This window comes from Kitasatospora sp. NPDC101108, from assembly GCF_055584725.1.
Genome location: NZ_JBVJLM010000006.1, coordinates 27,447 through 47,738 on the forward strand (window position 1 = coordinate 27,447; position 20,292 = coordinate 47,738).

Consider the following 20,292-nt stretch of genomic DNA (forward strand, 5'->3'; position numbering starts at 1 on the left):
GTACGGGATCGTTTCCCGTACGGCGGCGTCTCCCGCTACTGTCGAAACCGTGTAAGGAGCCTCCGACATGCAGGACATCGCCGAGCAGTTGCAGGCCTGGCACGCGTCCGGGCGCTCCTTCGCCGTGGCCACCGTGGTCGGCGTCTCCGGCAGCGCCCCGCGCGACCCGGGGGCGGCCCTGGCCGTCGACGCCGCGGGCGAGGCGGTCGGCAGCGTCTCCGGCGGGTGCGTCGAGGGCGCGGTGTACGAGCTCTGCCAGGCGGCCGTCGAAACCGGCCAGCCCGTGCTGGAGCGCTTCGGCTACAGCGACGAGGACGCCTTCGCCGTCGGGCTGACCTGCGGCGGGATCCTCGACGTGTTCGTCCAGCCGGTCGTCCCCGGGGCCGACCCCGGAATGGACGCCGGCCTCGCCCACATCGCCGACGGCACGCCCGTCGCCCTCGCCCGGGTGATCGCCGGACCGGCCGGGATGATCGGCGCCACCATCGCCGTCACCGCCACCGGGCAGCACGGGGCGCTGTCCGTCGGACCGTCCACGGTGGGCGCCCTGGAACGCTCCCTGGTCGCGGAGGCCAGGGCCATGCTGGACGCCGGACGCACCGGGCGGGTCCTGCTCGGCCTCGACGGGCGGCCCTGCGACGAGGACGGGCAGGGCACGGTCACCTGCTTCGTCGAGTCCTACGTGCCGGCGCCGCGGATGCTGGTCTTCGGCGCCATCGACTTCGCCGCCGCCGTGGTGCGGATCGGCAAGTTCCTCGGCTACCACGTCACCGTCTGCGACGCCCGGCCCGTCTTCGCCACCGCCCGGCGCTTCCCGGACGCCGACGAGGTGGTCGTCGACTGGCCGCACCGCTACCTGGACTCCCAGCTCGGCCGGATCGACGGGCGCACCGTGCTGTGCGTGCTCACCCACGACGCCAAGTTCGACGTCCCGCTGCTGGAACGCGCCCTGCGGCTGCCCGTCGGCTACGTCGGCGCGATGGGCTCCCGGCGCACCCACCGCGACCGGCAGGCCAAGCTGCGCGACGCCGGACTCACCGACGCCGAGCTCGCCCGGCTGCGCTCCCCCATCGGGCTGGACCTCGGCTCCCGCACGCCGGAGGAGACCGCCGTCTCCGTCGCCGCCGAGATCATCGCCCACCGGCGCGGCGGCAGCTGCCTGCCGCTGAGCGCCGGGGACGGGCCGATCCACCACGACGCCGCGGCGCCCGTGGCGGAGCCGCGGGCCGCACGGCGAACCCACGCCGCCTGAGGCGGCCGAACCGGTCCGGTCCCGGTCCGGCCCTGTCCCGTGCGGGCCTGTCCCGACCGCTCCGACGTCACGTTGCGTGGCCGCCGGGGCGGCGGGAGGCTGGAGGTGCGGACTCGCCCCGAGCCCGGGGAAGGAGCGGGGACCATGCGCGCCCTGCTGGAGGTCGAACTCGACACCGCGACCTCGAACAAGCTGATCGGCGACGGCTCGATGGCGGAGGGACTCCAGCAGACGCTGGCCCAACTCAAGCCGGAAGCAGCCTACTTCCTCACCCGCAACGGACACCGCGGGATGGTCTTCGTGGTCGACGTAGCGGACGAGGCCTCGATCCCGTCCCTCCTGGAGCCGTTCTGGATCCAGCTGAACGCCAAGGTCGAGCTCCACATCTGCATGAACGCCGACGAGCTCCTGGAGGGGTTGGGTCGAATCAACCGGTGACGGCGTGACCGGGTAGGTCGGCTCAGGCCGTCACCGGGTGACTCAGTCGGCGAGCGCCAGCTTCAGGCCGAAGCCCACCACCACCGCTCCGGTCACCCGGTCCATCGCCCGCCGGGCCGCCGGGCGGCGCAGCCAGCCCCGCAGCACCCGGGCGAAGCCGACCAGCACGGTCGACCAGAGCAGGCCCTCCACGACGTGCACGCAGGTCAGCGCCACGCCGACGGCGAAGTGCGGGGCACCGGCGGGGATGAACTGCGGCAGCACGGCCACGTAGAACACCCCGACCTTGGGGTTCAGCAGGTTGGTCAGCGTGCCGCGCCGCCAGCCGTGCCCGAAGCCGCCATCGACGGACTCCTCCTCCTCGGTGGCGGCCTCGGCGCCGCGCTTGCGCAGCATCCCGACACCCATCCAGACCAGGTAGGCGGCACCGGCCCAGCGCAGGACCTCGTAGGCCACCTGCGAGGCGGTCAGCAGGGCCGTCACCCCGGCCGAGGTCAGCGTCCCCCAGATCAACGTCCCGGTCTGGATGCCCAGCACCACTCCCCAGGCCTGCCGCCGCCGGCCGAGCGCGGAGGTCCGCAGGATCAGCGCGGTGTCGAGCCCGGGTGTGAGCGTGAGCAGCCCCGCGACGAGGGCGAAGGACCACAGGGCGGTTGTCATCTCCATGGGCCCCGATGCTCCCACAGGCCCGATGAGCTGATCAGTCCGCCGTTCCCTGGGGCACGACCCACTCGGTCGGCTGGCCGGTGACGGCGGCGATCATGTCGTAGTCGCCGTCGTAGTGCAGCACGGTCGCACCGTGGCGCTCGGCGGTGGCGGCGATGACGAGGTCCGCCACGGACAGCGCCCGCCAGTTGCCGGCGGCGGTGAGGAGGGCCTGCACCTCGATGGCCCGGTCCCACACCTCGTCGGGTGTGGGCAGCCAGTCGAAGCCACTCAGGCCCTCGCGGATCTCAAGGGCATCCGCCTTCGAGCGGGCGCTGTGCATGATCTCCAGCTCAACGGCGCCGCAGATCGCGACCACGCCCCTGATGATCCGAGGCCTGAGGACCGACCTGACCGCCGGTTTGGAGAAGCGGGCGAAGGCCGACTTGTCGATCAGGAAGCGCTCACTCACCTTTTTCCACCGGTCCGGTGAGATCGGGCAGACCACCATCTGCGAGCCAGGCCATGAACCTCTCGCGCTTCCGGCGCTTCACGAGATCCTCAAGGGCTGCGTTGACAGTAGCGACCTTGGTCGTCGTGCCGAGGATCTCGGCGGCCTCGGCCAGGAGTGCGTCGTTGACGTCTATCACGGTGCGAGCCATGGCTGACCTCCTGAAGGACTACGGGCCTGCGATATCAAAATCAATGCTAGTCGATATCGCAGGCTTGAACCGGGCCTATCGGGTGACATTCACCTGATCAGGTGACGTTGAGACGGGCGGCGAGGCGGAGGAGTCCGGGGCTGAGGCGGGAGAGGAGGCGGGCGGCCTTGGCCTCGGGGGTGACCGGGACGACGGGCTTGCCGGTCCGGACGGCGGTGAGGATGGCGGTGGCGACCTTCTCGGGGGGAAAGCCTCGGCGGGCGTAGAGCTTGGCGGCGCGGGCCTGCTTGGCGGACTGCTCGGCCGCGGTGCTGGCGGAGAAGGTGGAGGTGCGGGTGATGTTGGTGTTGACGATGCCCGGGCAGATCGTGGAGACGCCGATGCCGTGGCCGACGAACTCGGCGCGCAGGCAGTCGGAGAGCATGAAGACGGCGGCCTTGCTGGTGGCGTAGGCGGTGAGCGCCTTCGAGGGCAGGTACGCGGCGGCCGAGGACACGTTGACGATGTGGCCGCCCTGGCCGCGGTCGGCCATCAGGGTGCCGAAGGCGCGGCAGCCGTGGATCACGCCCCACAGGTTGACGTCCAGGACGCGTTGCCACTCCTTCTCGGTGGTCTGCAGGAAGGTCCCGGAGTGGCCGATGCCGGCGTTGTTGACCAGCACGTCGGGCACACCGTGCTCGGCGGCGACGCGCTGGGCGAAGGCGTCCATCGCGGCGCCGTCGGAGACGTCCACCTGATAGGCGTGCGCCTGCGGGCCGATCAGCGAGGCGAGTTCGGCGGTGCGCTCGGCGGCCGCGAGGTCGAGGTCGCAGACCACCACCCTGGCGCCGTCCTCGGCGAAGGCGAGCGCGGTGGCCCGGCCGATGCCGCTGCCGCCGCCGGTGACCACGACCAGGCGGCCGTCGCCGTCGGCCTCCCGGGCCCGTCCCGCCTCGATCCGGGCGGTGAACTCGCGGACCATGCCGGCCACGGTGGCTCCCTTCTCCAGCAGTGCCGACCAGTGGCCGGCGTGCAGTGTGCGTCGGGTCAGATCGGGCACCCAGCGCTCCAGGCCCTCGGAGAGGTAGGTGCCGACGTAGCGGTCCCGGGTGAGGGTGATCAGCTGCACCGGGACCTCGGTCCGCCGCTCACGCGGACTGCCCATCGTGGGGCGGAAGTTGGCCCGGTACAGCTCGATGCCGCGGACCGCGTCGCGGCGCAGGGTGCGCTGCGGGTGGTCGGCGCGCGGGGTGACGTGCTCCAGGTCGCGCAGCACCCGCGGCCAGGCCCGGGCGAGGCCGAGGCGCCAGGCAGCCGGGGCGAGGTAGGGCAGGTGGAAGGCGGTGATGTACCAGGAGTGCAGGCCCTGGTGGAGCAGCTGCTTGAGGTGGCGCGGGGTGGGGCGGCGCAGCCGGTGGCGCAGCCAGAAGCCCATGTGGTCCAGGCTGGGGCCGGACAGGCTGGTGTAGGAGGCGATCCGCTGACGGGCGCCGGGGTCGGTGACGGCCTCCCAGGACTGGATCGAGCCCCAGTCGTGGGCCACCAGGTGCACCGGGCGGTCGGGGCTGACGGCCTCGGCGACGGCGAACAGGTCGTCGGCGAGCCGCTCCAGGCGGTAGCCGTCGCGGTCCGCCGGGGCGGCCGACTCGCCTGCGCCGCGCACGTCGTAGCGGACCACGTGGTGGTCGCGGGCGAGGTCGGCGGCGATGTCGTCCCAGACGGTGTGGGTGTCCGGGTAGCCGTGCACCAGGAGGACGGTGGGGGCCTGCGGGTCGCCCTGCTCGAAGACGGCGAGCGGGAGGCCTCCGGAGCGGACGGTCCGGCGGCGGACCGGGGGCGTCGGTGCGGGCGTCGGTGCGGGCGTCGGTGCGGGCGTCATCGGGTGGCCTCCAGGGTGGTCCGTTCGCCGGTGGGCTCGGTCGGCTCGGTGGTCGCGGTGGTCGCGGCGGTCGCGGCGGTCGAGGCGGTCGAGGCGTTCCAGCGGCGGACGTGCGGGAGGTCGTCGTCGAGCCAGTAGGCGTCGTCCTCGGTGACCACCAGCAGTTCCTCGAACTTGATGCCCACGCCCCGGAACCCGATGTGCGGCTCGACCGCCCACAGGCCGGGGGTGGGCGCGTGCCGGGACGACCGGCCGTCCGCCCACAGCGGCGAACGGCCGTGCAGGCGCTCGGAGATGAGCTCCCGGCCGAGGGTCTGCAGGGTGCGCACGCCGAAGCCGAACACGTTCACCCCGGCCGGGCCGCGCACGGTGGTGCGGGTGACCTGGTGGCCGATCACCCGGCCCGGGTAGACCTGGTGGCGGTTGTCGTAGCCGTGCGCGGCGATCTGCGCGTCCACCGCCGCGTACACCTCGTTGAGCGGCCGACGGGCGCGCACCTCGGCGAGGATCAGCTCGCGGTACACCTTGAGGTCGGCGGCCAGCCGGTCCCAGACCCGGTTCTCGCCGATCTTGCCGCCGTAGCCGATGTCGGCGGTGTAGCCGTCCACGACGGGCGCGCAGTCCAGCACGTACGGCATGCCCTCCTCCAGCCGGCGGTTCCCGGCGAAGAACTGCAGCGGGGTGTGGAAGTGCCGGAAGGCCGTGCGGTCGCCGAACCAGGCGAAGGGGACGTGGAAGAAGTCCTGGACCCCGGCGGCGACCAGGCGGCGGCGCAGTTCGGCGGTGGCCTGCCGCTCGGTGACGCCCGGTTCGATCCAGGCGGCGACCTGTTCGGCGCAGTGGTAGGCGAGTTGCTGGGTCTCGCGGAAGCGGGCGAGGTCGCGCTCGGTGTACGGGAAGGCGGGCGTCGCTTTCACCGTCGGGGCCGTCGGGGGCATCGAGGGGCTCTCCTTCTAGATGTCGAGCACGAGGGTCTCACCCTCGGCGGCCCGGGAGACGCAGGGCAGCAGGGCGCCGGCGGCGCGCTGCTCGGGGGTGAGGCGGCGGTCCCGGTGGTCGGGGCGGCCGGCCAGCAGGCGCACCTCGCAGGTGCCGCAGAAGCCCTGGTGGCAGGAGTACGGGAGGTCGGGGCGGGCCTCGCGCAGCACGTCCAGCGCGGAGCGGTCGGCGGGGACGTCCAGGGTCGGGCCGTCGGCGCCGAGCCGGACGGCGAAGGGCTCGCCGTCGGTGACCGGGGCGGCTCCGAAGCGCTCGAAGTGCAGGGCGGTGGCGGGGGATCCGTCCAGTGCCCGTTGGACGGCGGCGAGCATCGGGGCAGGGCCGCAGCAGTAGACGGCGGCTCCGCGCGGGGCGTGGGCGAGCAACTCGGCGCCGGTGGGGACGCCGCCGTGCTCGCCGTCGGTGCGCAGCACGACGCGGTGCGGGTCGAGGGCGCGCAGCTCGTCCGCGTACGGGAGGGTGTCGGCGCTGCGGCCGACGTGCACCAGGCGCCAGTCGAGGCCGTGGCGCTGCGCCTCTCGGGCCATCGGGAGGAGCGGGGTGATGCCGATGCCTCCGGCGAGCAGGAGCACGGCGGGCTCGGCGCAGAAGGCGAAGCCGTTGCGAGGGCGGCGGGCGGTCAGGCGGGTGCCCGGGTGCAGGGTGTCGTGGACCTCGACCGACCCGCCGCCGCCCTCGGGCAGTCGCCGGACGGCGATGCGGTACCGGTGGCGGTCGGCGGGATCGCCGCTCAGCGAATAGTGGCGCTCCCGGCCCGAGGGCAGGGCGAGGCGCAGGTGGGCGCCGGGCTGCCAGGGCGGCAGCGGGCCACCGGAAGGGTCGGCGAAGGTCAATTCGACGACGTCGGAGGTAAGTTGGCGGCGGGCGGCGATCACCAGCTGCAGCGGCGGGGTGGGGCGGCTGAGCGGGCGCCGGGGGTTGCGGCGCAACAGGGGGCCGCCGAGGGCCGGGGAGTAGCGGTCGCCGAAGGCGGTGAGCCGGCGGATGAAGGCGTCGGCGCGGGGGCGGCCGTAAAGGTCGGGGGGTGGGGTGGACAGGTCCATCCGACGGGTCCTTGGCGTGGGAGAGGAGGCGGGCGGGCTCAAGACGGCGGGATTCGGGCGTCAGCGAACAGATGACGTCATCTGAAATCTGAAATCTGTTTGCTGAAATCTGTTCGCTGAAAGTTGTCGGCTGAAAGTTGTCAGCTGTCAGCTCCCAGCCGTTTGTGGTCAGCCGCGCGCCGCCGCCGCGCGGGCGGCCGGTGAGGTGGCGAGGTAGCCCAGCGCCTGGCTGGAGGACCCTTCCTGGGTCGGGTGGTAGCCCGGCCGCAGGTAGCGCAGCCCCGAGCGGACGGAGCGGATCGGGTCGGGCAGCAGTCCGCGCTTGGCGATCCGGCTCGCCTCCCGCCAGGTGGGCTTGAGCCGCCCCTCCAGCGTCGGGTCGGCGGCGAGCAGGAAGCGGGCGCCGCGCACCCACAGGTGCACCAGCAGCGGCCCCGACAGGGCCATCCCGCGGACCCGCCGGAGGTAGCCCGGGTCCAGGTGGACCATCAGGTCGAAGGCGACGCTGCGGTGCTCGACCTCCTCGGCGCCGTGCCAGCGCAGCAGGTCCAGCATCGTCGGGTCGGCCTTGGCCCGGTCCAGCCCCGGGGAGTTGAGCGCCCAGTTGCCCAGGAAAGCGGTGAAGTGCTCGATCGCCGCGACGAAGGCGACCCGCTCGATGACGTTCTCCCGCCGCTGGGCGGGCGTCAGGCCGGGCTTGTCGCCCAGGACGCGCTGGAAGAGCCAGGAGATCTGCCGGACGTACGGGCGCGGGTCGAGCCCCTGGCCGAGGAGGTGGTCGAGGACCTCCTGGTGGGCCTCGGCGTGGATGGCCTCCTGCCCGATGAAGCCGAGCACCTCCTCGCGCAGCTGCTCGTCCCGGATGAGCGGCAGCGCCTCCTTGAACACCTTGACGAACCAGCGCTCGCCCTCGGGCAGCAGCAGGTGCAGCACGTTGATCACGTGGGTGGCCATCGGCTCGTCCGGGATCCAGTGCAGCGGCAGCCGGGCCCAGTCGAAGCGGACGTCCCGGGGCTCCAGGACGAGGCTCTCGTGGACGCGCGCGGCGGGGGCGGCGAGGGCGGGGACGGGAGTGGAGCGGGGCATGGCAGGCCCTCCTGACCTGGCGGCGGCGGCTCGACTCCGGGAAACGTACTCGCCGGTAGAGACCGCGACAAGGGTTTGGACAACTCTTATCGACATCGAGTCTAATAAGTGACGCGCCCGGAGGAGGGCCCCGGCCCCCGGAACGGGCCGCCTCCGGAAAACACCCGGGCCCCGCCGGACGCGACACGTCCGGCGGGGCCCGTCAGGAGCGGCCTCGGCCTCGGAACACCGGGGCTCGACGCCCCCTCAGACCGCCATCGCCAGCATCAGCGGCGCCGCCCGGGCCGCCAGCAGCTCGGCGGCGGCCTTCAGCTTGTGGATGTTGTCCACCGGCATCGAGGTGGCCAGGCAGCCGACCGTGCTGCCCGCCGTGATCGGCACCGCCGCGCAGACCGTGCCGAGCGCGTACTCCTGGATGTCCAGCACCGGCACCGTGGCCGGCTGGCGCTCCAGCCGGTGCATCAGCTGGTCGGCGTCGGTGACCGTACGGGAGGTGAGCCGGGCGACCGGGTGCCGGGAGAGGTGGTCCCGCCGGCCGTCCGCGTCGAGCTGGCTGAGCAGGCACTTGCCGATCGCGCTGGCGTGCGCGGTGGCCCGGAAGTCCACCCACTCCTGCACGGCGGGCGCGTAGTCGGCCGCCGAGACCGCCTCGACCGTCAACTCGCCGTCGTGGTAGCGGCCGAAGTACACCGCAGCACCCAACTCGTCCCGGAGTTCGGCGAGTTTGCGGTTCAGCCTGGCCTTGACGAGCTGTTCGCGGTTGTACTGCCCGAGCAGGGCGAACGTGCCGCCGAGCACCCAACCGCCGTCCTGGCACTGGAGGTAGCCCTCGATCTCCAGGATCTCCGCGAGCCGCCGGACGGTCGGCAGGCCCAGCGAGGTCTCCCGCGCGAGGGCGACCAGGGTGGCGCCGTCGGGGTGCCGGTCGACGGCCTCCAACAGTCTGAGGGCGTGCTGCAGGGAGGTGAACGGGCCCGTCGGGCCCGGGTCCAGCGCGGCGTGACGACCCGGGGCTGGTGTCGACATGTCGTCCCCTTCCGATGTCCCCCCACGGAGCGACCGCGGGCGGTCTCCAGCCTATCCACCCCGGAACCCGGTCGACTGCCGTCCGTGAATATCCGTGAACATTCCGTGGAGCAACCGCCGCTCGCCTGGTAGAAGGGGCGCACCGGCCCGTACCGCCCGCGCCCCCGAGCCGCGCGGACGGCGCCCCGACCCGCACGCCCCACGCCCCCCGGAACGGCCGACCCCGGAACGGCCGACCCCGGAACGGCCGACGGGCCCCTCCCCCACTGCCCAGGGGGAGAGGCCCGTCGGACGGCCGCCGGGGTGCGGGCCCCGGCGGCCCTGAGGGTGCGGGGTGCGGACAGGTCGTCCGGCGCGGGGTCGCGGCGTCAGCCCTCGTCGCCCGCCCGGAGCTTGGCGACGGCCGCTTCGAGCCGGGCGCCGTACTCCTCGTCGGCGGCGTGGAAGTGGGCGAGGTTCTTCTCGACCACGTCGTCCCGGGTGACCTGCGCGAGGAAGCCCGCGAGGTTGTTGATCAGGCGGGTCTTCTCGTCCTCCGACATCAGCCGGTAGAGCTCGCCGGCCTGGAAGAAGTCGTCGTCCTTGGTGTGGGCCGGGGTGGTGTAGGTGCCGGTGTGGCCGTCGAGCCTGAGCGGCGCGGCGAGCGCGTCGTCGGTCTGGGCCGGGCCGTCGTACGAGTTGGGCTCGTAGTTCTTGCCCCGGCCGGCCGGGTTGAGCGCGTTGTAGCCGTCGCGCCCGTAGTTGTTGGCCTCGGTGGCGCGCGGGGCGTTCACCGGCAGCTGGGTGTGGTTGACGCCGAGGCGGTAGCGCTGGGCGTCGGCGTAGGCGAACAGGCGGCCCTGGAGCATCTTGTCCGGGGACGGGCCGATGCCGGGCACGAAGTTGTTCGGCGAGAACGCGGACTGCTCGACCTCGGCGAAGACGTTCTCCGGGTTCCGGTTGAGCACCAGGCGGCCGACCTTGACCAGCGGGTAGTCGGCGTGCGGCCAGACCTTGGTGAGGTCGAAGGGGTTGAAGCGGTAGTCCGCGGCCTCGGCGACCGGCATCAGCTGGACGTAGAGGGTCCAGGAGGGGAACACCCCGCGCTCGATGGCCTGGTGGAGGTCGCGCTGGTGCGAGTCGGCGTCGGCGCCGAGCACCTCGGCCGCCTGGTGGCTGTCCAGGCTGCGGATGCCCTGGTTGGTCTTGAAGTGGTACTTGACCCAGTAGGCCTCGCCCTCGGCGTTGACCCACTGGTAGGTGTGCGAGCCGTAGCCGTTCATGTGGCGGTACGAGGCCGGGATGCCGCGGTCGCCGAAGAGCCAGGTGATCTGGTGGGCCGAGGCCGGCGAGTGGGCCCAGAAGTCCCAGACGTTGTCCGCCTCCTGCACGCCGGTGTACGGGTCGCGCTTCTGCGAGTGGATGAAGTCGGGGAACTTGATCGGGTCCTTGATGAAGAACACCGGGGTGTTGTTGCCGACGAGGTCGTAGTTGCCCTCCTCGGTGTAGAACTTCACGGCGAAGCCGCGCGGGTCGCGCACCGCGTCGCCGGCGCCCAGGTTGCCGGCCACGGTGGAGAAGCGCAGGAAGAGCTCGGTGCGCTTGCCGACCTCGGACAGGAAGGCCGCCCGGGTGTACTTCGACACCTCGTCGGTGACCTCGAAGTAGCCGTACGCGCCGGAGCCGCGGGCGTGCACGACGCGCTCCGGGATGCGCTCACGGTTGAACCGGGCCAGCTTCTCCAGCAGGTGCTGGTCCTGGAGCAGCAGCGGGCCGTACTCGCCGGCCGAGGCCGAGTTCTGGTTGTCGGCGACCGGGGCGCCGGACTCCGTGGTCAGGATCTTGGACATGGAGGGTCCTTCAGGTGTCGATAAGGCGGTGCGTGGAGAGGTGGAGCGGGCGCACGGGCCGACAGCGGGCCGGTAGCGGGGTGTCAGCGGGGCTGTCAGACGCCCAGCAGGCGCCACAGCGCCGAGCGGCGGCGGGCGGAGTGCTCGCCGTCCGGGCCGTCGGCCGGCCGGAGGCCGGCGACCGCGGCGGTGGCCGCCGCCGGGTCCGCCAGCGGGCGGGCGGCGGCCAGCGCCTCGGCCTCCTCGGCGGTCAGTCCGGCGTCGGCGAGGGCGGCCGCGGCCTCGGCGGCCGGGACCGCGTTGAACCAGCGCAGTGCGAGGGCCGCGCGGCCGGCCTCGGTGAGGCGGCCGGTGAGCCGGAGGCGGGCGAGCCCGCCGTCCGGGTAGACGTTGATCCGCACGTGGGTCACCGGGCGGCCGACGTCGAGCCGGAAGCGGTGCCGGGTGTCGGGCTGGAGGCGGGTGCGGGGCAGGATCTCGAACCATTCGCCGTCGGCCGGTGTCCGCGGGTTCGCGGCCTGCCCGGTCGAGGCGTCGAAGCCGATCAGGTCGGCCCAGCCGGGGGCGTTGGCGACGAAGTGGGTGGTGTCCACCTCGGCGGCCAGGACCTCGCCGCCCCCGGCCAGGGCGATCTGCACCCAGTCGTTGGCCTTGTCGCGCCGACGCCGGGTCTCCCAGCCCTCGCCCATGACGGAGGCGCGGCCGGGAGCGTTCAGGTTGTGCGGGGAGGAGAAGTAGCGGTCGGACGCCGCCTCGGCCACGCCGCCGTACTCCTGGGCGGCCAGGTCGAAGGTGAGGCCGTCCAGTTCGCGCGGGTCGGGCAGCACCTCGCCGTGCACCCGCAGCCGGGCGACGCCGCCGTCCGGGAAGATGCTGAGCCGCACGTGGGTGTAGCGGGTGTCGTCCTGGACGGCGAACTCGTGGGCGGTGTCGCCCCGGAGCGGGGTGCGCGGCACGATGACGGTCCACTCGGCGTCCCGCAGCTCCTCGGGCGAGGGGTGCCCGGGTACGGAGGCGGCCTCGACCGAGGCGCTCTCCGGGTAGTTGCCGGTGAAGTGGGCGGTGTCGACGATCACGCCGCGGATCACCCCGCCGACGCCGAGCCGCACGATCGTCCAGTCGTGGTCCTGGTCGGTGGGGTGCGGCTGCTCGGCGGAGACGCCGCGGCGGCGCTTGGACTCCCAGCCGTCCATGATCTGGCCCTTGTGGCCGAAGGTGTGCGGGCGGAACTCGGCCGGCTTGGCCACCAGCAGGTTCTCGGCGTCCGCGAAGGTGTCCTCGTTGGTGGCGACGACCCCCGCGCCGAGCAGTCGGGAGGCCAGGTTGACCAGCTCGGTGAAGGGAGCGCTGGGGGTGTCGGCAGTGGTCACTGACTCTCCTCGGAAGACGTGTCGGTTCAGAAGCGGTGTCGGCGCGGAGGCCGCTCCGGCTCTCCGGCTCTTCGGCCCGGGGAGCGGCTCCGGCTCAGGAAGCGTGGTCGGGAAGGGACCCGGCGAGCCGGGTGAGCTGCCGGCCGAAGGGCTCGGCGCCGGTGTCCACCGCGCGGCCGCGCAGCCAGGTGGTGCGGACGGCACCGGTCAGCGTCCGTCCCGCGTACGGGGTCACCGGGTTGCGGTGGTGCAACTCACCGGCGCGGACGGAGAATTCGCCGTCGGGGTCGAAGGCCACCAGGTCGGCGTCGCAGCCCGCCGCGATGGCGCCCTTGGTGCCGGTGAGGCCGACCAGTTCGGCCGGTCCGGCGGACATCCAGCGCACCACGTCGGAGAGGGTGTGGCCGCGGCGGCGGGCCTCGGTCCAGATGGCGGGCAGGCCCAGCTGCAGCGAGGCGATGCCGCCCCAGGCGGCCGCGAAGTCACCGCTGCCGCCGTACTCGGGCAGCAGCTTGAGGTCGGGGGTGGACGGCGAGTGGTCGGAGACGACGGCGATGAACTCGCCGTCGGCCAGGGCCTGCCAGAGCGCGTCCCGGTTGGCCTCGTCGCGGATCGGCGGGCAGCACTTGAAGGCGGTGTCGCCGTCCGGCACCTGCTCGGCGGCGAGGGTCAGGTAGTGCGGGCAGGTCTCCGCGGTCACCCGTACGCCGTCCTCGCGCGCCCGGCGCAGCAGCGGCAGCACGGCGGCGGAGGAGACGTGCAGGATGTGCACCCGGGCGCCGGTGCGCCGGGCCGTGCGGAGCAGGTCGGCGACCGCCGCGGTCTCCGCGCCGGAGGGGCGGGAGGCGAGGAAGTCCCGGTAGTGGACGCCCGGTTGCTGCGGTGCGGCGGCGAGTACGGCCGGGTCCTCGGCGTGGATGATCGCCAGCGCCCCGATCCGGGCCTGCTCGGCCAGGGCGGCCTCCAGGTCGGCGGCCTCGACGTGCGGGAACTCGTCGACGCCGGACGGGGCGAGGAAGCTCTTGAAGCCGAACACGCCCGCGCGGTGCAGGGGTTCGAGGTCGGCCACGTTGCCGGGCACGGCCCCGCCCCAGAAGCCGAGGTCGACCCAGGCCTGGCCCTCGGCGGTCTTCCGCTTGACGGCCAGCCCGTCGACCGTGGTGGTGGGCGGGATCGAGTTGAGCGGCATGTCGATGATCGTGGTGACGCCGCCGGCCGCGGCGGCCCGGGTGGCGGTGGCGAAGCCCTCCCACTCGGTGCGGCCGGGCTCGTTGACGTGCACGTGGGTGTCGACCAGGCCGGGCAGCAGGGCGGTGTCGCCGAGGTCGACGAGTTCGCTGTCGCCGACCACCAGCGATCCGTGGGCGGCGACCTGCTCGATCCTCCCGTCCCGGATCAGCACGTCCGCGGGGCGCTCTCCGGCGGGCAGCACGGCCCGGCGGGAGCGGATCACCGCTGGCTGGCTGAACGGCATGGGAACCTCCGAAACCTGGAACTGGGGGGAATTTGGGAAGGGGGGCACACCGGACCACGCGGCCCGGGGAGGCGCTCGCCGGGTGGTCGGAGTGGGTGGGAACCGAAGGATTGCCGGGAGCCTAGGCCCGCCTTCAACAAAACGTCAATGGAGGAACGTACGAGGGATCAGCCCGGCAGGAGCGCTCCGGCCAGCCGCTCCCCCGCCAGCTCGGCCAGCTCACCGGCCCTGGTCATGCTGTCCCCCGGCTGTTCGGCCAGGTCGGTGAGTGCGATCGCGGCGGTGAAGCCGGCCGCCCGCCACTCGGGCTCGGACAGCTCCAGCCGACCCGCCACGGCGGCCACCCGAACCCCCGCCCGAGCGGCCGCCGCGGCGACTCCGGCGGGGGCCTTGCCGTGGAGCGTCTGAGCGTCCAGGCAGCCCTCGCCGGTGACGACGAGGCGTGCCCCACGCACGGCCTCGTCGAAACCCAGCAGTTCGAGCAGCAGCTCGATACCGGGTCGCATGGTGGCGCCGAGCAGGGCGAGGGCGGCGAAGCCCACCCCGCCCGCGGCCCCGGCGCCGGGGGCCTGCCGCACGTCCCGTCCGGTCGCCGCGGCCACCTGGTCGGCGAAACGGGTCAGCCCCTCCTCCAGGACCACCAGGTCGTCCCCGTCGGCGCCCTTCTGCGGGCCGTACACGGCGGTGGCGCCGCGCGGGCCGAGCAGCGGGTTGTCCACGTCGCAGGCGACCACGACCTCGACGCCGGTCAGCAGCTCGGCCAGAGGGCCGGGCTCGATCCGCTCCAGACGGCGCAACGCGGCGCCGCCGGGCGGCAGTTCCACGTCGTCGGCATCCCGCAGCCGGACCCCGAGCGCCTGCACCATGCCGGCGCCGCCGTCCGTGCAGGCGCTGCCGCCGAGGCCCAGGACGATCCGCTTGGCGCCCAGGGACACCGCCCGGCCGATCAGCTGGCCGACACCGTAGGAGCCGGCCGCGAGCGGGGCGGTCCGGCCGCCGGGCAGCCGGGCGAGTCCGGAGGCCTGGGCCAGCTCGACCACGGCGGTGTCGCCGCGGACGGCGAGCGCGGCGTCCACTGGCAGGCCGGTCGGCCCGGCGACCTTGGCCGGGACGCGGTCGAAGCCGGCCGCGAGCGCCGCCGCCAGGGTGCCCTCGCCGCCGTCGGCGACGGGCAGTTCGCGCACCTCGGTGCCGGGCGCGGCGCGCCGGATGCCGGCGGCGATCCGGGCTGCGACCTCGGCGCCTTCGAGGGTGCCCTTGAACTTGTCCGGCGCTACGACCACGTGACCCTGGTGGGGGGTGGGGGGCATCGGTGGTCCTCACTTCCGTACGGGGTCTGGCGGTGGTTCGACAAGCATGTGTCCGGTGGCCCGGGGAACGCGACCCCGCCCGGGTGGTGCGGCCAGGGCCGCGGGAGGTGGGTGGTGCGACCCCCTCCCCGCCGTTCCCCTCGTCCCGCTTCCGACGTACGAGGGGCTCCCCTCGGCGGGGAGGGGGCCAGGCGACACGCAGCAGGCACGACCGAAGTGCCCCCATGGGGAGGGTGTGCGCGTCACCGGCTTGGGTCGACCGGCGGGCGGGCGGATGAGCCCCTGCCCGCACGCCGGTCGGGACGGGCCTCCTGGCGGCGCGGGCACGACCGGATCAGGTACACGCCGCCAGGAGGAGTCTGTCGGGGCGCCGGGCCCCTTCGGTCACCCGACCACGCGGGTCGGGTGACCTCTCGGATCACTCGACCTCGCGGATCACTCGACCTCGCGGGTCGGGTGGTCTCGCGGGTCAGGTGACCCGGCGGGTCACTTGACCTCGCGGCCGGAGAGCCGCTCGACGCCGCGCAGGAGCGCCGAGTGGTCGAGGGAGCCGTCGCCGTTGGCCCGGGCGGAGGCGACCAGCTGGGCCACCACGGCGCCGACCGGCAGGGCGGCGCCCACGGCGCGGGCGGCGTCGGTGACGATGCCCATGTCCTTGTGGTGGAGGTCGATCCGGAAGCCGGGCGAGAACTCGCGGTTCAGCATGTTCGCCTTCTTGCGGTTGAGCACGGTGGAGCCGGCCAGGCCGCCGCCGAGTACGTCGAGCGCGGCGGCGAGGTCGACGCCGGCGTTCTCCAGGAACACCACGGCCTCGGCGAGCACCTGGATGTTGACCGCGACGATCAGCTGGTTGGCGGCCTTGACGGTCTGGCCGGCGCCGTCCGGGCCGACGTGGACGACCGTAGTGCCCAGCGCGTCGAACAGCGGCTTGGCCTCGGCGAAGTCCGCCGCCTCGCCGCCGACCATGATCGACAGCACCGCCTCGACGGCGCCGGCCTCGCCACCGGAGACCGGGGCGTCCAGGGTGCGCACGCCCTTCTCGCGGGCGGCCTTGCCGACCTTGATGGAGGTCTGCGGGGTGATCGAGGACATGTCGATCACCAGGGTGCCCGCGCCGACGTTCTCCAGGACGCCGCCCTCGCCGAGGATGACCGCCTCGACGTGCGGGTCGGCCGGGACCATGGTGATGACGACCTCGGCGTCCTTCACCGCGTCCGCGATGCTGGCGGCGCCGTGGCCGCCGGCCGCGACCACGGTGTCGATCGAGGCCTGGGAGAGGTCGAAGCCGGTCACGTGGTGGCCGGCCTTGACCAGGTTGACGGCCATGGGCTTGCCCATGATGCCGAGGCCGACGAAGGCAATCTTGCGGGAGGCGCTCATCGCGTCGGGTTCCTTACGTGTGCGGGGGGGGAGGGGTGGCTTGCCGGCGGCCTTCGGATGCCGCGTCGCGTCGCGCTGCGGGGCTAGCGGGCCGCGCGCAGCTCACGCGGCAGCCAGCCGAAGCTGTCGGCGCTGACGCCGGTGGAGGGGCGGTACTCCAGGCCGATCGAGCCCGTGTAGCCCGCGGCGCTGAGCCGGGCGAACAGGTCCTCGAAGTCCAGCTCGCCGGTGCCGGGCTCGTTGCGGCCCGGGGTGTCGGCGATCTGCACGTGGCCGATCCGGTCGGCGTGGGTGTCGATGACCGCCGCCAGGTCCTCGCCGTTCTTGGTCAGGTGGTACAGGTCGCAGAGGAACCTGGCGTTCCCCAGGCCGGTGGCGGCGTTGACCTTGTCGACCACCTCGACCGCGGCGGCCGCGGAGACCAGCGGGTAGTCCGGCGACTCGGCCTTGTTGAGGGCCTCGACCAGCAGGACCGCGCCGATCCCGTGCGCCGCCTCGGCGGCGAGCACCAGGTTCTCCAGCGCGAGCGCGTCCTGCTCGGCCGGGTCGACGCCCTCGATCCGGTTGCCGTACAGCGCGTTGAGCGCGGTGGCACCGAGCGAGGCGGCGAGTTCCGCGGCGACCGGGACGTTGGCGCGGAACCGGTCCCGCTCGGACGGGACCGCGACGGTGCCCCGGGCGCCCTGGCTCAGGTCGTCCAGGAAGTTGAGGCCGCTGAGCCGGACGCCCGCGTCGCCGAACGCCTTGCGCAGCGCGTCCAGTTCGGCCTGGCTCGGGTCGTGCTCGGTGCCGAAGGGCCACCAGAGCTCGGCGGCCGTGAAGCCGGCCGCGGCCGCGGCCGCGGGGCGCTCCAGCAGCGGGAGTTCGCCGAACAGGATCGACAGGTTGACCGTGAAGCCGTGCTTGGCAGCCGCCGTCACGTCCATCACCTCTCACTCTCTCTTCCTTCATCCGCAACTTCCACGATCCGGAAGAGGGATTCTGTGTGGTGGAAGCATCTCCGGCCCGGCGAGGGAGTGTCAAGGCTGCCGCAACATTTTGTTGAAGTAGCCCGGAGGGGCCCGCCACCAGCGCCCGCGGCTGTTCGATCGCCCAGCCCCTGCCCCCGCCCACCCCCGCTCGATACAGTGAGCACGTGCGATTGATGGTGGAGTTCACGACAGAACCGTTCGAACTGGACACGTTCCCGGAGCACGCCGCGACGGCCCGCAAGGTCGTCGACGAGGCCGGCCTGGACGTGTCGGTCGGCCCCTTCGGGACCGGCGCCGAGGGTGAGGCCGAGCAGGTCCTCGCCGCGGTGACCCGACTGCTCCGGGAGAGCCTGGACGCCGGGGCGACCCGGATCTCGGTCCAGGTCAGCCTGCTGGACGAGGAGGGCGGTACGCCGTGACCGAGCAGCACCTGGAACACCCGCTGGCCGCGGCGGTCAAGCCGCTGCTGGCCGCCGTCGGCGCCACGCCCGTCCCGCTGGACGAGGCGAAGGCCGAGGACGTCGTCCTGGAATGGGAGGGCGCCCCGGCCCTGGCCGTCCGGCTGCCGCACCTGAGCAGTGCGCTGGACCGGCTGCTGGCCGAGATGACCCGGCAGTTCGACGGCCGCCCGCTGGCCGAGCTGGACCGCTGGGAGAAGCAGCGGGTCGTCGCCCTCCTGGAGGAGCGCGGCGCCTTCACCGTCCGCCACGGGGTCGAGACGGTCGCCTCGGCCCTGGGCGTCAGCCGCTTCACCGTGTACAACTACCTGAACCGCCAGGACGGCTCGAAGTCCTCCTGAGCGGCCCCGGGCCGCCCCGGGCGGTCCGCCGAGCGGGTGACCCCGCCGGTGCCGAGAAGTCTGGATCGGCCCACGGCGGGGCACACTTGGCCAATCGCACACGAAAGGGCCCCGCACCGGGGGCCGGTTCAAAACGTAACCACCAACCGTTCAACAAACTGTTGACGGCCGGGTGGGGCCGATCTAGCTTTTCCGGGTGGCACCACTCTTCAGGAGGTCCACCCGTGACCAACCACCCCCACGCCCTTGACGCCCTGGCCGCGGCCGATGCCGCGGAGCTCGAAGGGATCCTGCTGGAGGTATGCTCCAGCCCCCGCTGGGCCGCCGCCGTCGCGGAGGCCGAGCCCTGGTCCAGCCGCGAGGCCCTGCTCGCCGCCAACGCGGCGGCGATGGCCGAGCTGACCGACGCGGACCTGCGCGACGCGATGGCCGGACACGCCCGGATCGGACAGCCCAAGGCGGGCGACGCCACCTCCGAGCGCGAACAGGCCGGCATCCAGGGCGTGGACCAAGCGGTCCTCGACGAACTGCGCGAGGCCAACGCCGCCTACGAGGCCAAGTTCGGCCACGTGTTCCTGATCTGCGCGACCGGCCGCACCGCGGCCACCATGCTCGCCGCCCTGCGCGAGCGCCTCCCCAACGATCCCGCCACCGAGGCGGAGACCGTCCGGGGCGAACTGCGCAAGATCAACGACATCCGGCTCAACCGCCTCCTCGACGCCTCCTGACGTACCGTCAAGAATGCTTCGTGGGCGGCCCCGGACCGTCCGTGCGTCGCCTCTCCCTTTCACCGACGCACCATCACCTCTGCCATCAGTAAGGTCACCTCACCCATGACTGGCATCTCCACCCACGTGCTCGACACCAGCCTCGGCCGCCCGGCCGAGGGTGTCCCGGTCGAGCTCGCACTGCACACCGAGGGTGGCTGGCAGGTGCTCGGCACCTCCGCCACGGACTCCGACGGCCGGGTCAAGGACCTGCCGGCCGTGGAGGCGGGCTCGGTCGTCCGGCTGCTCTTCGACACCGCCGCGTACTACGCGCGCAAGTCCGAGGAGCCGCCGTTCTTCCCCGAGGTCTCGATCGTCTTCACGGTCGCGCCCGCGCAGCACCACTACCACGTGCCGCTGCTGCTGAACCCGTTCGGATACTCGGTCTACCGCGGAAGCTAGTAGACCGACCTTGAAGCTTAGGAGCCTGTCATGGCCCACGTGCTCGGTCAGAACCAGTACGGCAAGGCGGAGAACCGCATCGTCCGGGTCTACCGCGACTCCACCCGGCACGAGATCAAGGACCTGAACGTCTCGGTCTCCCTCCAGGGCGACTTCGAGGACGTCCACCTCACCGGGTCCAACGCCAACTGCCTCCCCACCGACACCACCAAGAACACCGTCTACGCCTTCGCCAAGGAGTACGGCATCGACTCGGCCGAGGCCTTCGGCATCCTGCTGGCCCGGCACTTCGTCGACGACACCGAGCGCGGCGTCGTGCACAGCGCCCGGATCCGGATCGAGGAGTACGCCTGGGACCGGATCAAGACGCCGGACAGCTCGGCCCGCTTCATCGGCTCGGAGGAGGTCGGCCACTCCTTCGTCCGCAACGGCCAGGAGACCCGCACCACCGAGGTCGTCTACGACGGCGAGAAGGTCCAGGTCATCTCCGGCCTGAAGGACCTGATCGTGATGAACTCCACCAACTCGGAGTTCTGGGGCTACATCAAGGACAAGTACACCACCCTCCAGGAGGCGTACGACCGCATCCTCGCCACCCAGGTCACCGCCCGCTGGAAGTACGGCTACAGCGGTCGCGACGGCGAGGCCCAGCCCAACTGGAACCGCTCCTACACCCACGTGAAGCGGCACATGCTGGAGGCGTTCGCCGAGACCTACTCCTACTCGCTGCAGCAGACCCTGCACTCGATGGGCACCCGGGTCCTCAACAACCGCGCCGAGGTCGACGAGGTGCGCCTCGAACTGCCCAACAAGCACCACTTCCTGGTCGACCTGGAGCCCTTCGGGCTGAAGAACGAGAACGAGGTCTACTACGCCGCGGACCGCATGTACGGCCTGATCGAGGGCACCGTGCACCGCGAGGGCGTCGTACCGGTCATCCCGGTGGTCTGACCTCCCCCACCGCGCCACCCGCACCACCTG

The 20,292-nt window shown here is 72.9% G+C and carries 21 protein-coding genes; 7 read left to right on the forward strand and 14 right to left on the reverse strand.

Annotation, left to right across the window (positions count from 1 at the left end; genetic code table 11):
* The first annotated feature begins 67 nt into the window (after positions 1-67).
* Positions 68-1,252: an XdhC family protein gene (locus ACZ6Z8_RS15455; RefSeq protein ID WP_465609914.1), complete on the forward strand. Its 1,185-nt coding sequence runs from the start codon at positions 68-70 to the stop codon at positions 1,250-1,252.
* 144 nt (positions 1,253-1,396) lie between these two features.
* Complete coding sequence (locus ACZ6Z8_RS15460; RefSeq protein ID WP_465609916.1) at positions 1,397-1,690, forward strand: hypothetical protein; 294 nt, start codon at positions 1,397-1,399, stop codon at positions 1,688-1,690.
* A 42-nt stretch (positions 1,691-1,732) separates the two neighbouring features.
* On the opposite strand, the gene ACZ6Z8_RS15465 is transcribed toward ACZ6Z8_RS15460, so the two are convergent.
* The 14 genes from ACZ6Z8_RS15465 to ACZ6Z8_RS15530 all read right to left on the reverse strand — a co-directional run bounded on the left by ACZ6Z8_RS15465 (position 1,733) and on the right by ACZ6Z8_RS15530 (position 17,298).
* Positions 1,733-2,356: a LysE family translocator gene (locus tag ACZ6Z8_RS15465; protein WP_465609918.1), complete on the reverse strand. Its 624-nt coding sequence runs from the start codon at positions 2,354-2,356 to the stop codon at positions 1,733-1,735.
* A 34-nt stretch (positions 2,357-2,390) separates the two neighbouring features.
* Entirely contained in the window at positions 2,391-2,807 is a 417-nt protein-coding gene (locus tag ACZ6Z8_RS15470; RefSeq protein WP_465609920.1) for a PIN domain-containing protein, read from the reverse strand.
* Entirely contained in the window at positions 2,800-2,997 is a 198-nt protein-coding gene (locus tag ACZ6Z8_RS15475; protein WP_465609922.1) for a type II toxin-antitoxin system VapB family antitoxin, read from the reverse strand. Before ACZ6Z8_RS15475 ends, ACZ6Z8_RS15470 begins: the two co-directional genes overlap by 8 nt.
* Positions 2,998-3,094: 97 nt before the next feature.
* Positions 3,095-4,855: an SDR family oxidoreductase gene (locus ACZ6Z8_RS15480; protein ID WP_465609923.1), complete on the reverse strand. Its 1,761-nt coding sequence runs from the start codon at positions 4,853-4,855 to the stop codon at positions 3,095-3,097.
* Positions 4,852-5,793: a M24 family metallopeptidase gene (locus tag ACZ6Z8_RS15485; protein WP_465609925.1), complete on the reverse strand. Its 942-nt coding sequence runs from the start codon at positions 5,791-5,793 to the stop codon at positions 4,852-4,854. Before ACZ6Z8_RS15485 ends, ACZ6Z8_RS15480 begins: the two co-directional genes overlap by 4 nt.
* A gap of 15 nt (positions 5,794-5,808) precedes the next feature.
* Positions 5,809-6,897: a PDR/VanB family oxidoreductase gene (locus tag ACZ6Z8_RS15490; protein WP_465609927.1), complete on the reverse strand. Its 1,089-nt coding sequence runs from the start codon at positions 6,895-6,897 to the stop codon at positions 5,809-5,811.
* Between the two features lie 168 nt (positions 6,898-7,065).
* The gene (locus tag ACZ6Z8_RS15495; RefSeq protein WP_465609929.1) at positions 7,066-7,983 is read right to left on the reverse strand and encodes a metal-dependent hydrolase; all 918 of its coding nucleotides are present in this window, start codon (positions 7,981-7,983) and stop codon (positions 7,066-7,068) included.
* 246 nt (positions 7,984-8,229) lie between these two features.
* The gene (locus tag ACZ6Z8_RS15500; protein ID WP_465609931.1) at positions 8,230-9,009 is read right to left on the reverse strand and encodes an IclR family transcriptional regulator; all 780 of its coding nucleotides are present in this window, start codon (positions 9,007-9,009) and stop codon (positions 8,230-8,232) included.
* A gap of 368 nt (positions 9,010-9,377) precedes the next feature.
* Positions 9,378-10,838, reverse strand: coding sequence for a catalase (locus tag ACZ6Z8_RS15505; RefSeq protein WP_465609932.1), 1,461 nt, complete (start codon positions 10,836-10,838; stop codon positions 9,378-9,380).
* A 95-nt stretch (positions 10,839-10,933) separates the two neighbouring features.
* Positions 10,934-12,208 carry an allantoicase gene (gene alc, locus ACZ6Z8_RS15510; protein WP_465609934.1) on the reverse strand — a complete coding sequence of 425 codons (1,275 nt, stop codon included), beginning with the start codon at positions 12,206-12,208 and terminating at the stop codon, positions 10,934-10,936.
* A 94-nt stretch (positions 12,209-12,302) separates the two neighbouring features.
* Positions 12,303-13,682 carry an allantoinase AllB gene (gene allB, locus ACZ6Z8_RS15515; protein WP_465609936.1) on the reverse strand — a complete coding sequence of 460 codons (1,380 nt, stop codon included), beginning with the start codon at positions 13,680-13,682 and terminating at the stop codon, positions 12,303-12,305.
* Between the two features lie 167 nt (positions 13,683-13,849).
* Positions 13,850-14,992: a glycerate kinase gene (locus tag ACZ6Z8_RS15520; protein ID WP_465609938.1), complete on the reverse strand. Its 1,143-nt coding sequence runs from the start codon at positions 14,990-14,992 to the stop codon at positions 13,850-13,852.
* Between the two features lie 486 nt (positions 14,993-15,478).
* Positions 15,479-16,372: a 2-hydroxy-3-oxopropionate reductase gene (locus tag ACZ6Z8_RS15525; protein WP_465609940.1), complete on the reverse strand. Its 894-nt coding sequence runs from the start codon at positions 16,370-16,372 to the stop codon at positions 15,479-15,481.
* A gap of 83 nt (positions 16,373-16,455) precedes the next feature.
* Entirely contained in the window at positions 16,456-17,298 is an 843-nt protein-coding gene (locus ACZ6Z8_RS15530) for a hydroxypyruvate isomerase family protein (RefSeq protein ID WP_465609941.1), read from the reverse strand.
* Between the two features lie 218 nt (positions 17,299-17,516).
* Here ACZ6Z8_RS15530 and ACZ6Z8_RS15535 point away from each other — a divergent pair, with 218 nt between their 5' ends.
* The 5 genes from ACZ6Z8_RS15535 (at position 17,517) to pucL (ending at position 20,262) form a co-directional block, all read left to right on the forward strand.
* Positions 17,517-17,762 (forward strand): thiamine-binding protein, encoded by a 246-nt coding sequence (locus ACZ6Z8_RS15535; RefSeq protein WP_465610528.1) that lies wholly within the window; start codon positions 17,517-17,519, stop codon positions 17,760-17,762.
* A complete protein-coding gene (locus ACZ6Z8_RS15540) occupies positions 17,759-18,142 on the forward strand; it encodes a helix-turn-helix domain-containing protein (RefSeq protein WP_465609943.1) in 384 nt (127 codons plus the stop codon). The genes ACZ6Z8_RS15535 and ACZ6Z8_RS15540 overlap by 4 nt, the downstream gene beginning before the upstream one ends.
* A 224-nt stretch (positions 18,143-18,366) precedes the next feature.
* Entirely contained in the window at positions 18,367-18,870 is a 504-nt protein-coding gene (gene uraD, locus ACZ6Z8_RS15545; protein ID WP_465609945.1) for a 2-oxo-4-hydroxy-4-carboxy-5-ureidoimidazoline decarboxylase, read from the forward strand.
* A gap of 105 nt (positions 18,871-18,975) precedes the next feature.
* The gene (gene uraH / locus ACZ6Z8_RS15550; protein ID WP_030282979.1) at positions 18,976-19,311 is read left to right on the forward strand and encodes a hydroxyisourate hydrolase; all 336 of its coding nucleotides are present in this window, start codon (positions 18,976-18,978) and stop codon (positions 19,309-19,311) included.
* A 30-nt stretch (positions 19,312-19,341) separates the two neighbouring features.
* Entirely contained in the window at positions 19,342-20,262 is a 921-nt protein-coding gene (pucL, locus tag ACZ6Z8_RS15555; protein ID WP_402815059.1) for a factor-independent urate hydroxylase, read from the forward strand.
* Positions 20,263-20,292: the final 30 nt, after the last annotated feature.